Below are 11,196 nucleotides of genomic sequence, written 5' to 3'. Positions count from 1 at the left end.
ACAACTTCGTAGCGACCGACAAATCCATCATCTGCCATGCAAATCTCCAGATAAAACTGGAAACCTTCTCGCATACGCAGCAAGCCTCAAAATACACCCAATCCAATGGGGCGGAGACGGCGCTTACGGCTTATCTCTGTCATCGTCATCTCCTGTTCAAAGGTTGGCTAAAACAGCCCAATCCTTCAAATCAGAAGCGCATCATGCAAATCCCGCACTCCAAGTGCCGCGCCAGCGGCTTCGTTCAATCCCCATGCCGATTCCGCCTAAATTCATCCCGCTCTAGTCGGCATAGTTCGCCGGTCGGCATAAAGCTGCAAAATGAATGGTGTCGAGCCCTACGCCTACCTGCGCGATCTCTTCATCAGCCTCGCCAACGGCCACCTCGCCAAAGACATCGACGCCCTCATGCCCTGGGCCTATGCGCAACGGATCAGCGCCTCACAATGAGCTCGTTCGGGACTCTCAGACGTGCTCACAGGACCTTCCGCAAGCGATCGACATCACCGTTGCAACCGGAAAATCGATGGGGCCGAGACGCCGATACGGCTGAGCGTTGCCTATATGGGCAATCCATAGGTCTTTCGACAGCTTCGAAACAGGGCGGCTGCCATTCGGCATAGCCGAAACGTCCAACATTCTTTCGCTTTCGTCCATTGCCAGGATTTCACGTATCCTCATAGCGTGAAGGATGTGTGGGTTCCGGCCAACTCGGATCGCCTCATTCACACCTTCAATTGGCACAGGAACACCGCCGCCGCAAATGCCGCAATGATATGAATTCTACGGGAGGATCACATGATATTCGAACTGCGGACCTATGATCTGTTGCCCGGAAAGGCTCTCAAATATCTCGGTCTCTTTCGCACCGGTGGCGTCCATCTCATTACCCGTCACCTTCCGCTCGCTGGCTACTGGATGACCGAGAGCGGCGGTCTCAACCGCATCCATCACCTCTGGGCCTATGAATCCTTGCAGGAGAGAACCCTCTGCCGTCTTGCAGTGGCAAAGGATCGCGAATGGAATGATCAATTCGTTCCCAACGCTTTCACACTGGTCGTGAGCCAACGCAACGCGTTTCTGTCCCTCGAAACGAGTTCGAAGCTGCTCGACGGGGTTGTTGCCAGGCGCAAGGAGGCGCATCAGCAGCAGATCGAAAGCGAGCCGATGTTCGGGGAGGACTGGTATGCCATCGCCATTAGCGCTCAAACCTTGCCGCCAGAAACCCCCGGCCTGGTTGCAGGTTTCCGGACAGTGTCGGGATACCGGCCGCAGAGCCACTTCACCCTGATCAAGGCAAGTCAACCGGACTTGCTCATGGGCTACGATGGAGCACCCATCGAACATGAACTCATCCGCCCGCTGGCACTGTCTCCCTTACGGTAGTGCTGACCCCGCCGGGATTGAGCCCGCTCTCGGTACGGCTCTGCCGGCGGTAAAACCCCGCTGGCATCCCGGCTCGCTGCGAAAAGAAGCGGCTGAAATAAGCAAGGTCGTCGAACCCGAGTGCGTGTGAAATCTCGGTAACCGACATTTCTGTATAGAGGAGGTATCGCTTCGCTTCGATCATTACCCGTTCATAGAGCAGGTTCGAGGCGGTTTTCGCTCCGCGAGCCTTGCAAGCAAGATTCAACCGCGGAACAGTGACATGTAGACGTTCGGAGTAGAAGCCCAAGTTCTTTTCTTCGCGGAAATACTGTTCAAGCAGGTCTCGAAATCTCACAAACAGGTCGTAATTCCGATCCCTGCGATGAGCATCGAGGACGGCACCACTGCGAGCCCGCAGCAAAGAGACAAGAATTCGCAAACATTGCGCCATGATTGCAAGTCTGCGGCCGGGCGCAGACCAGATGAATTCGTAGTGAAGCCAGTGAAAAGCATCCTTTAAGCCATCGATGCGTACATCCGCGCCGCCGACCGGATATACAGCAGCAATCCGGGTTGTCTCGATCAGCGCAGGATCTCCTCGTGCAACGCTTGCAATGTAGGCTGAGGCAGCCGTAATCACCTCTCCATCGGTCCCAGGCAGGAAATTGATCTCATGGACGATCGATGCAGGCACGACAATGAGGCTAAGTGGCGCGATCTGCCATGTCTTTTCCTCCATCCGGATCCATCCGCCACCTTCGAGGACCAGCAGAATCTGGGTGTGGTCGGGATGAGCGTGAGGACGAATTATCCAATTATTCGGGCCGCTTCGTTCATGGATCGCCTCCGTGTGAAGGAAATCGAGATCAACGTCCGAATGCGGATCTCCATAGAGATAATAGCGTGGAATCGTGATCTTTCCTAACATTTGTAAAGCTCCCGCGACCGCAATGCAGTTTCAATTGCTGCATAGCAGCAATTGAATTGTACAACATAAATAACGCTTCTTCCATTGTTTGGCTATGGAGGTGGCCTTAGCAATTACCCACGGGCATCCAACAACATCGCCTGCTTCAGAGTTGGAGCACGTCGTGGATGGAGAGAGGATTCTCACAGGGGAGAGCCAAGCAGGCAAAGCAGCGAGTGGAGGAGACATGCCAAAATATCTGTTGCAAGATGCGACCTGTGACGTCCTGGTCATCGGCTCGGGTGCCGGCGGGCTTTCAACCGCGATCACCGCGAAGAAGCTCGGCCTCGATGTGATCGTGATCGAGAAGGAAGAGTTTTTCGGCGGAACAACCGCCTTTTCCGGCGGTGTCCTCTGGGTTCCTGGCAATCCTCATTCACGAAAGTATGGCATCCAGGACAGCCGGGAAAGCGCCCGCGAATATCTAAAGAACGAAACCGGCAATTTTTTCGACGAAGCTGCGATCGATGCTTTTCTCGATCATGGTCCCGAAATGCTGGAGTTCTTTGAACGGGAAACCGACGTCAAGTTCCTGCCGACACTCTATCCCGATTATCATCCCGATGTGCGGGGCGGTATCGACGTCGGTCGTTCGGTCGTCGCTGCACCCTATGATGCGACCGCGTTGGGTCAGAATCTGAAGCGTCTGCGCCCGCCACTCAAAACCATCACCTTCATCGGCATGATGTTCAATTCGTCGAGCGCCGATATCAAGCATTTCTTCAATGCCACTCGGTCGCTGACCTCCGCGCTCTATGTGGTTCGCCGCCTGGCCGGGCACCTGAGGGAACTCGCCGTTCATCATCGTGGCGTCAATATCACCGCCGGCAATGCGCTTGCCGCGCGGCTGGCCAAGTCCGCTTTCGATCTTCGCATTCCGATTTACACGCAAACGCCAGCTCAACAATTGATTATCGATGGTGATATAGTGAAGGGAGCGCAGGTACAAGGACACAAAGGGCCGGTTCGCATCACCGCGCGGCGTGGCGTCGTGCTTGCTGCCGGAGGCTTCCCGCATGATCTTGCGCGAATTGCGAAAGCCTATCCGCATGTCAGGCGAGGCGGAAAGCACCTTTCGCCGACGCCCGATGGCAATACCGGCGATGGGATTTCGATGGCCGAGCAGGCCGGCGGGGTCTGCGAGACTCGCTTTCCGAACGCAGCCGCCTGGATGCCAGTCTCGGCCGTCCCGATGGGCAACGGCAAGATCGGCGTCTTCCCGCATCTTCTCGACCGCTACAAACCGGGCATCATAGCAGTCCTCAGTTCCGGCCTCCGATTTACCAACGAATCCAATTCCTATCACGACGTCGGGGCGGCGATCATCGAGGCATCAGCGAACGAGCCGGATGCCGCGGTATGGTTGATCTGCGACCACGCAGCCATTCGCAAATACGGTCTCGGGCATGTCAAGCCCGCGCCGGTGCCGCTCGGCGGGCATTTGCGCAACGGCTATCTTTGTCGCGGCAAGACTCTTCGGGAGCTCGCTCAGACCATCAGCGTCGATCCCACTGTCCTGCAGAAGACCGTTTCTGACTATAACGTCGCCGCCCGGAAGGGACTCGATCCAGCATTTGGCCGTGGCACGAGCTCGTTCAACCGCTATCTCGGAGACCCGGACCACAAGCCCAATCCGAATGTCGCTCCGATCGAAAAGGGACCTTTCTATGCGGTGCGCATCATGATGGGGGATCTCGGCACCTTCGATGGGCTGAAGACGGGCCTTTATGGAGATGTTCTGGATGCGAACGGGCAGCCGATCAAAGGGCTCTACGCAACGGGGAACGATCGCGCAAGCGTCATGGGCGGCAACTATCCGGGCGCCGGCATCACCCTCGGTCCGATCATGACCTTCGGCTATCTCACGGCGCGGCACTTGGCCGGCGTGAGCTGAGGCGCCGTAAACGGCGGAATTTCCAGCACATCATTTGGGAGGATATGAAAGTGCAGATAACAAGACGAGCTTTACTGGGTGGGACCACGGCGGCGACCGTAACGGGCATGATGCCGCTGCGGCGCCCCCGCGCGCAAGCGGATGATACGATCCGCATCGGCGTCATCACCGATATGTCCGGCATCTATCAGGACGTTTCCGGTCCGGTCTCGGTTGCCTGCGTCAACCAGGCGGTCGCCGAATTCACCGCTGCTAATCCGGGCTTCAAGGTCGAGGTACTCGTTGCCGATCACCAGAACAAACCGGATATCGGCCTGACCATCATCCGCGAATGGTTCGATCGCAACGGGGTCGACGTGCTGAGCAACGTCGGCAATAGCGCCATTGCGCTCGGCGCGCGCGATCAGCTCGAAGCAAAGGATAAGGCCGCAATCATCACCACGGCCGGCAGCTCCGACATCACCGGCAAATATTGCAGCGCGCATGTCGTCCACTGGAGCTGGGATTCCTGGTGCCTGGCGCATTCGACGGCGACGGCGACCGTCCGTACCGGCGGAAACAAATGGTTCTTCATAACCGCGGACTATGCTTTCGGGCACGCCGCTGAAAATGATGCGACCAACTTCATCAAGGCGGCGGGCGGCGAAATCGTCGGATCGGTACGCTATCCCTACGGCAGCACCAGCGATTTCTCTTCATTCCTGCTTCAGGCGCAGGGAAGCGGAGCCAATGTCATCGGCTTCGCTAATTCCGGCAACGATCTCATCAATTGCCTCAAGCAGGCCCAGGAATTCGGTATCGCCGACAGCGGCATCCGCATGGCGGCCTTGGTAGGGTATATCACGGATGTGCTCGGCATGGGGCTGCCCGTAGCGCAGGGACTGAGCATGACGGAGACCTTCTATTGGGATCTCAACGATCGAACCAGGGCCTTCATGAACCGGGCCAAGCCGCAACTTCCGGAAGGAGTGTTCCCGAACATGAGTCAAGCAGGCGACTATGCCGGCATCCTGCATTATTTGAAGGCGGTCAAGGAACTCGGCGTCGCCCAAGCGAAGAAATCGGGCAAGGCCGTTATCGACATGATGAAAAACATGCCGACCGATGATGATGCGTTCGGGCAGGGCTCCATCCGCGCAGACGGACGGAAGATCCATCCTGCCTATCTCTTCACGGTGAAGTCGCCCGACGAGAGCACGAGCCGCGGCGATGTCTTCAAGCTGCAAGCGACGATCGCGGCGGATGAAGCCTTTCGCCCGCTCAGCGAGGGGAACTGCCCCCTGATCTGATCTACAGCGATCCCCGGCGTCGCTATTCGGCGCCGGGGATCGCCGGTTGCCGTGCGTCCACCATTTCTTCCAGCTCATTGCGAAAGGTCAATTTTGTGTCGGGATATGAATATCAGTGGCTGCAGCTTCAGGACCGTGTCTGCATAGTGACTGGCGCCGCAGGCGGAATCGGGCAGGCCATCGCGAAGGAATTCGCCACGGCCGGTGCGAAACTCGTGGTTCTGGACCGGCAGGACGGTGCCTGCGGGGAAACGGTGGCCATGATCGAACGGGCGGGTGGGTCGGCCCTGGCGCTCGCTTGCGACGTCAGCAGCGCCGAGTCCACCGAGACGGCAGCCGCCGCCGCCCATGACAGGTTCGGTACATGCGACATCCTCGTCAACAACGCGGCAATCCTGCGGCCCGGCCATCTGGATGTGTTGCCAATCTCCGATTGGGAGCAGATGCTGCACGTCAACTTGACGGGCTACCTGCTCTGCTCGCAGATATTCGGCCGCCCGATGCTGGCTAAGGGCGAGGGCGCTATCGTGCATGTGTCATCCATCGCCGCATCCCATCCGCAGGCGTTCAGCGGCGCCTATAGTCCCGGCAAGGCGGCAGTTTCGATGTTATCACGGCAGCTCGCCTTTGAATGGGGACCGAAGGGTGTGCGCTCGAATGCGATCAGCCCCGGCTTGATCCATACTCCTCTATCGGATGTCTTCTATCGGCAGCCCGAAACCAGGCGGGCGCGCGAAGACATTGTTCCGCTGAGGCGCATCGGAACACCGGATGATATTGCCAATGCTGCTGTTTTTCTTGCAAGCCCCCGTGCAGGCTATGTCAATGGGCAGGAGATTGTCGTCGACGGCGGGTTTGCCCAGACGCTGATGAGCAGTATCCCGCGCCCGGGATATGGCGGCTGAAGATGCTTTGGAGGAGCAGATGACGCTTGAGAAAACGATTCTAATCACGGGCGCGGCCGACGGGATCGGCTGGGCCATGGCGCGCCTTTATGCGGCGCGCGGTTTCCGGGTAGCCCTTGCCGATATCGATGGCCAGAAGGTGCACGATCGGCTTGGCGAACTTGACCCCGGTCATCTGGCGCTCGCCGCCGATGTCACCCGCGAAGAGGACGTGCAGACAATGGCGCAGTCGGTGCGCGAGAGTTTCGGAAACTGCGGCGTTGTCATCAACAATGCCGGCATCGCCGATAGCCATCTGCCGACGATCGAGCAGGATGCCGCCCAATTCCAAAAGGTGCTGGATACGCATCTGCGCGGCACGTTCCTCGTCTCCAAGGAGATGGGGCGCATGATGCTGGACAATGGCGGTGGCACCATCGTCAATATTTCCTCGATCGCCGGCCTTGGCGGCCTGCCGAGACGAAACGCCTATGGTGCCGCCAAGGCCGGCATCATCGCCATGACCCGTTCTATGGCCTGCGAATGGGCCCCGCAGGGCATTCGTGTCAATTCCATCGCACCTGGCTTTGTCGAAACGGCGCTCGTCCGCAAGCTGACGAACGCCGGCCGGATCGATATAGCCCAGATCCGGCGACGCATTCCGATGGGGCAACTCGGCGAACCCGACGACATCGCGGAGGCCGCCTATTTCCTGTCGTCTCCGGCCGCAAAGTATATCACTGGCGCCGTTCTGAGTGTCGATGGCGGCTGGAACGCCTTTTCCGATTTCGGCGATGCCCATCCCCTAGAAACAGGGGGCAAGTTATGAGCACGCTTCTTACCGGAAACTGCGACCGGGAAGCAATATTGACTGCGCGCGGCCTGACTAAAGTCTTCAGGGGTTTCACCGCCGTCAACAATGTCGACCTGACCGTCCGCAGCGGATCGATCCACGCGTTGATCGGACCGAACGGAGCCGGCAAGACCACCTGCTTTAACCTCCTGACGCGTTTCCTGGTGCCTACACGGGGAATGATTCATTTCCGCGGGACCGACATTTCGCGCTCCTCGCCTGCCGACATCGCCCGCATGGGGCTCGTCCGCTCCTTTCAGATATCGTCGACGTTTCCCCATCTAAGCGTGCTGGAGAACGTCCGGATCGCGCTACAGCGTCCGAATGGACTAGCGACCCAGTTCTGGCGCCCGCAATCCAGCCTCGACCGGCTTAATGAACGGGCGATGGAGCTCCTTTCCTCGGTTGGCCTTGAATCTTTCCGCGACCAAGCGGCCAGTGTGCTTTCCTATGGCCGCAAGCGAGCGCTGGAGCTGGCAACAACATTGGCGCTGGATCCCGAATTGCTCTTACTCGACGAACCTATGGCCGGCATGGCGCGTGAAGACATTCACCAGATCGCGCATCTGATCCGAAAGGTAGCTGAGGGGCGCACAATCGTAATGGTGGAGCACAATCTATCAGTTGTCGCCGATCTCTGCGACCGGGTGACCGTTCTGCAGCGCGGCGAAGTCCTGGCGGAGGGCCGCTATGAGGAGATCAGCCAAGATCCGAGAGTAAGGGAAGCCTATATGGGGAGCGCCGTATGACGGCAATAACACGGATAAACGCGGTGAAGGACCAGACCGCCATCCTGTCTGCCCGCAACCTGAAGGCCTGGTATGGCGAGAGCCAGGCGCTGCACGGGATCGATCTTGATATTCACAGCGGCGAAACGGTGGCGCTCCTTGGCCGCAACGGCGCAGGCAAGACCACGACGCTCAAATCGATCACGGGTCTGATGGACCGCCGCAGCGGCGAAATCAAGATAGGTGGAAAGGACATAAGCCGGCTGCCGCTGCATCATATCGCGCGGCATGGCCTGGGCTTCGTCCCGGAAGAACGCGGCATTTTTTCCGGTCTGACCGTTCAGGAAAACCTGTTGCTGCCTCCCATCGTCGCAGAAGGCGGTCATACCGTCGAAGAGATCTACGCGCTCTTTCCGAACCTCAAGGAACGGCGCCACAGCCAAGGCACCAGCCTCTCCGGCGGCGAACAGCAGATGCTGGCAATCGCCCGCATCCTGCGCACCGGCATCAGGATCCTGCTGCTCGACGAGCCGACGGAAGGATTGGCGCCGGTGATCGTTGATCGCATCGGCGACGTTATCATCGCACTTCGAAAACGCGGCATCACAATCATTCTCGTCGAGCAGAACTTCCGTTTCGCCCAGCGCGTGGCGGAACGCTACTACGTGATCGAGCACGGACAGGTCCTCGATCAGTTTTCGGCGGCGGAATTGCCTGGGCGGCAAGACTGGTTAAGCGACGTTCTGGGTGTCTGAGCTATGCTGGAAACCGGTCTAGTCCCTACCTTTCACAAACGCTTCCGCCCACCAGAACACTATAGGAATTAAGGTGAACGATGACAATTCTTGGTATTCCCTCGGCGGCGCTGTTCAGCCAGTTGCTGATCGGACTGATCAACGGGTCTTTCTATGCGCTGCTGAGTCTGGGGCTCGCCGTCATTTTTGGGCTGCTGCGCGTCATCAATTTCACCCACGGCGCACAATATATGCTCGGCGCCTTTGCCGCATTGCTGCTACTCAAATTCGCCGGCATCGGCTTCTGGCCGTCTTTGCTGATCGCGCCGCTGCTGGTCGCCCTTTTCAGCGCTGTGCTAGAACGGCTGCTGATCGCCCGGGTCTATTCCCTCGATCATCTTTACGGAATGCTGCTGACCTTCGGTCTGACCCTCATCATCGAAGGCTTGTTTCGACATTTCTACGGTTCCAGCGGCCAGCCCTACGCGGCACCGAAGGAACTGTCCGGCGCCGTCAATCTCGGTTTCATGATGCTGCCGAAATATCGGGGTTTCGTGATCATCGCCTCGCTGGCAGTCTGCCTTCTTACCTGGTTGCTGGTGGAGCGGACGAAATTCGGCGCCTATCTGCGCGCGGCGACGGAGAATCCGAAGCTGGTGCAGGCCTTTGGCGTGAATGTGCCGCTCCTGCTCACCCTGACCTATGCGCTCGGCTCCGGTCTTGCCGGGCTTGCGGGCGTTCTGGCGGCGCCGATGTACCAGGTGAGCCCGCTGATGGGACAGAACCTCATCATCGTCGTCTTTGCAGTCGTCGTGATTGGTGGAATGGGGTCGCTGATCGGTGCCATCGCCACCGGCTATACGCTCGGCCTCATCGAGGGGCTGACCAAGGTCTTCTATCCCGAGGCGTCCAACACTGTGATTTTTGCTGTCATGATCATCGTTCTTCTCGTCAGGCCCGCCGGCCTGTTCGGTCGAGCTTAGATTGAAAATTCCGGAGGAATTAATGGCCACAATCCATAAGCTAGCAACCACCCCGATTCCGCGAATGGCTTCGTCCATAAATTGGGCCTGGCTCTTGGTCGCAGTCGGGCTGGCCGTCCTCATAGCCGCTCCGGCCCTCGTCTATCCCATATTCCTGATGAAGTTGCTCTGTTTCGGGCTTTTCGCCGCCGCTTTTAATCTGCTGATCGGCTATGTCGGCCTTCTGTCCTTCGGACATGCCGCTTTCTTCGGCGGCGCGGCTTATATCGCCGCCTACAGCGCCAAGGTATGGGGCTTCACCCCGGAACTGGCGATCATCGCCAGCACGGCTTTTGCTGCCGTCCTCGGCTGCTTGATCGGCGCCATCGCAATCCGGCGACAGGGCATCTATTTTGCGATGATCACCCTGTCCTGCGGGCAACTGGTCTATTTCGTCTTTGTCCAGTCGCCCTTCACGGGCGGAGAAGACGGCATCCAGTCGGTTCCCCGGGGAGCCTTGTTCGGCCTCATTGATCTCAATCCGGCGATTAATATGTACTACTTCGTCCTTGCGGTCTTCGTCGCCGGCATGTTCGCGATCTGGCGCATCGTCCATTCGCCCTTCGGTGCCATTCTAAAATCCATACGGGAAAACGAGACACGGGCTATTTCCCTCGGCTATCGCACCGAGCGCTATAAACTCGGCGCCTTCGTGCTGTCAGCATCGATCGCCGGCCTCGCTGGCGGCACCAAGGCGATCGTCTTCCAGCTTGCAACGCTGACAGACGTCACATGGCAGGCGTCTGGCGAAGTGATCTTGATGACGCTGCTCGGAGGGCTTGGAACTATGATCGGGCCTATTGTCGGGGCTGGGATCGTGTTGTCGCTGGAGAACTTTCTTGCCGCATCCGTCATCCCCATCACGGTGATCACCGGAAGCATATTCGTTCTCTGTGTCATCCTGTTCCGCAAGGGCATTGCCGGTGAAATCACCGGATTTTTTGAGCGAAAACAATCGGTCGAGTTACGCAGTAACTCGTAAATACGTTCCCTCTCATTTACACGATACGCTACTTTGGAGAAGTGCCTGTTGACGGCATGATCCAGCGCGTCTTCCTTGATCGCGCCAGAATGCGAGCCATCTTCCGCAGACCGATACCGCACCCCAATCCGATCACGCCGGCGAGGAGAACGGCGGTCGGGCGTATTGCTGGCGCAGGTTGAGGATTTCCGACAACGGCACATTAGAGCGGGATGTTTTTAGGTTCGATCATATCCGGCTTCGATGAAGTAGTTTGATATGATCATGAACTGTTCCGTGCTGGCCGGCATATCCGCAAATCCGCTTTGTCAGCCTGGTCGAGAACGGCACGCAGGTGTTGTTCGCCAGCCAGATGGCCGGTTGCGCGACCAGCGAGGTCACGCTCGCCAAGGCCGTCCTGGCGTGCCTTGAGCCGGACATGTTGTGCCTGGCCGACCGGTCCTTCTTCGGCTTTGAGCTGTGGAGCCTGGCGCGC

Annotated in this window: 11 protein-coding genes and 1 pseudogene; 11 read left to right on the top strand and 1 reads right to left on the bottom strand. The window is 58.4% G+C overall.

What is annotated here, in order from left to right; genetic code table 11:
- The 3 genes and pseudogenes from ABK249_RS33345 to ABK249_RS33335 form a co-directional block, all read left to right on the top strand.
- Positions 1 to 286 (top strand): hypothetical protein (locus ABK249_RS33345; protein ID WP_348864893.1); only part of this gene is annotated, 286 nt, incomplete at its 5' end.
- A 26-nt stretch (positions 287 to 312) separates the two neighbouring features.
- Positions 313 to 450 (top strand): annotated as a pseudogene (locus ABK249_RS33340) (transposase domain-containing protein); the annotation flags it as partial.
- 348 nt (positions 451 to 798) lie between these two features.
- On the top strand, positions 799 to 1,386 hold the full coding sequence (locus ABK249_RS33335; RefSeq protein ID WP_210059070.1) for an NIPSNAP family protein: 588 nt from the start codon (positions 799 to 801) through the stop codon (positions 1,384 to 1,386).
- Here ABK249_RS33335 and ABK249_RS33330 read toward each other — a convergent pair.
- Positions 1,352 to 2,296 (bottom strand): helix-turn-helix domain-containing protein, encoded by a 945-nt coding sequence (locus ABK249_RS33330; protein ID WP_210059071.1) that lies wholly within the window; start codon positions 2,294 to 2,296, stop codon positions 1,352 to 1,354. The genes ABK249_RS33335 and ABK249_RS33330 overlap by 35 nt on opposite strands.
- Positions 2,297 to 2,522: 226 nt before the next feature.
- On the opposite strand from ABK249_RS33330, the gene ABK249_RS33325 reads away from it, so the two are divergent.
- The 8 genes from ABK249_RS33325 to ABK249_RS33290 all read left to right on the top strand — a co-directional run bounded on the left by ABK249_RS33325 (position 2,523) and on the right by ABK249_RS33290 (position 10,721).
- The gene (locus ABK249_RS33325; RefSeq protein WP_210059072.1) at positions 2,523 to 4,229 is read left to right on the top strand and encodes an FAD-dependent oxidoreductase; all 1,707 of its coding nucleotides are present in this window, start codon (positions 2,523 to 2,525) and stop codon (positions 4,227 to 4,229) included.
- A gap of 50 nt (positions 4,230 to 4,279) precedes the next feature.
- Positions 4,280 to 5,518, top strand: a complete 1,239-nt coding sequence (locus ABK249_RS33320; RefSeq protein ID WP_210059073.1) for an ABC transporter substrate-binding protein — start codon at positions 4,280 to 4,282, stop codon at positions 5,516 to 5,518.
- Positions 5,519 to 5,613: 95 nt separating this feature from the next.
- Positions 5,614 to 6,423, top strand: a complete 810-nt coding sequence (locus ABK249_RS33315; RefSeq protein ID WP_210059074.1) for an SDR family NAD(P)-dependent oxidoreductase — start codon at positions 5,614 to 5,616, stop codon at positions 6,421 to 6,423.
- 19 nt (positions 6,424 to 6,442) lie between these two features.
- Positions 6,443 to 7,231, top strand: coding sequence for an SDR family NAD(P)-dependent oxidoreductase (locus ABK249_RS33310; RefSeq protein ID WP_210059075.1), 789 nt, complete (start codon positions 6,443 to 6,445; stop codon positions 7,229 to 7,231).
- On the top strand, positions 7,228 to 8,004 hold the full coding sequence (locus ABK249_RS33305; protein WP_210059076.1) for an ABC transporter ATP-binding protein: 777 nt from the start codon (positions 7,228 to 7,230) through the stop codon (positions 8,002 to 8,004). The genes ABK249_RS33310 and ABK249_RS33305 overlap by 4 nt, the downstream gene beginning before the upstream one ends.
- On the top strand, positions 8,001 to 8,738 hold the full coding sequence (locus tag ABK249_RS33300) for an ABC transporter ATP-binding protein (protein ID WP_210059078.1): 738 nt from the start codon (positions 8,001 to 8,003) through the stop codon (positions 8,736 to 8,738). Before ABK249_RS33305 ends, ABK249_RS33300 begins: the two co-directional genes overlap by 4 nt.
- Positions 8,739 to 8,818: 80 nt before the next feature.
- Complete coding sequence (locus ABK249_RS33295) at positions 8,819 to 9,700, top strand: branched-chain amino acid ABC transporter permease (protein ID WP_210059080.1); 882 nt, start codon at positions 8,819 to 8,821, stop codon at positions 9,698 to 9,700.
- A gap of 64 nt (positions 9,701 to 9,764) precedes the next feature.
- Positions 9,765 to 10,721 (top strand): branched-chain amino acid ABC transporter permease, encoded by a 957-nt coding sequence (locus ABK249_RS33290; RefSeq protein ID WP_227705934.1) that lies wholly within the window; start codon positions 9,765 to 9,767, stop codon positions 10,719 to 10,721.
- Positions 10,722 to 11,196: the final 475 nt, after the last annotated feature.

It is taken from the genome of Neorhizobium phenanthreniclasticum (assembly GCF_040066075.1).
Lineage (GTDB): Bacteria > Pseudomonadota > Alphaproteobacteria > Rhizobiales > Rhizobiaceae > Neorhizobium > Neorhizobium petrolearium.
Note: the sequence above shows the minus strand (reverse complement) of the source record. Positions and strands in the feature narration are given on the sequence as shown.

What these genes read in the sequence shown, in the direction of transcription:
- ABK249_RS33335 (WP_210059070.1), top strand. Translation starts at nt 799, where the DNA reads ATGATATTCGAACTGCGGACCTATGATCTGTTGCCCGGAAAGGCTCTC.
- ABK249_RS33330 (WP_210059071.1), bottom strand. Translation starts at nt 2,296, where the DNA reads ATGTTAGGAAAGATCACGATTCCACGCTATTATCTCTATGGAGATCCG.
- ABK249_RS33325 (WP_210059072.1), top strand. Translation starts at nt 2,523, where the DNA reads ATGCCAAAATATCTGTTGCAAGATGCGACCTGTGACGTCCTGGTCATC.
- ABK249_RS33310 (WP_210059075.1), top strand. Translation starts at nt 6,443, where the DNA reads ATGACGCTTGAGAAAACGATTCTAATCACGGGCGCGGCCGACGGGATC.
- ABK249_RS33305 (WP_210059076.1), top strand. Translation starts at nt 7,228, where the DNA reads ATGAGCACGCTTCTTACCGGAAACTGCGACCGGGAAGCAATATTGACT.
- ABK249_RS33300 (WP_210059078.1), top strand. Translation starts at nt 8,001, where the DNA reads ATGACGGCAATAACACGGATAAACGCGGTGAAGGACCAGACCGCCATC.
- ABK249_RS33295 (WP_210059080.1), top strand. Translation starts at nt 8,819, where the DNA reads ATGACAATTCTTGGTATTCCCTCGGCGGCGCTGTTCAGCCAGTTGCTG.
- ABK249_RS33290 (WP_227705934.1), top strand. Translation starts at nt 9,765, where the DNA reads ATGGCTTCGTCCATAAATTGGGCCTGGCTCTTGGTCGCAGTCGGGCTG.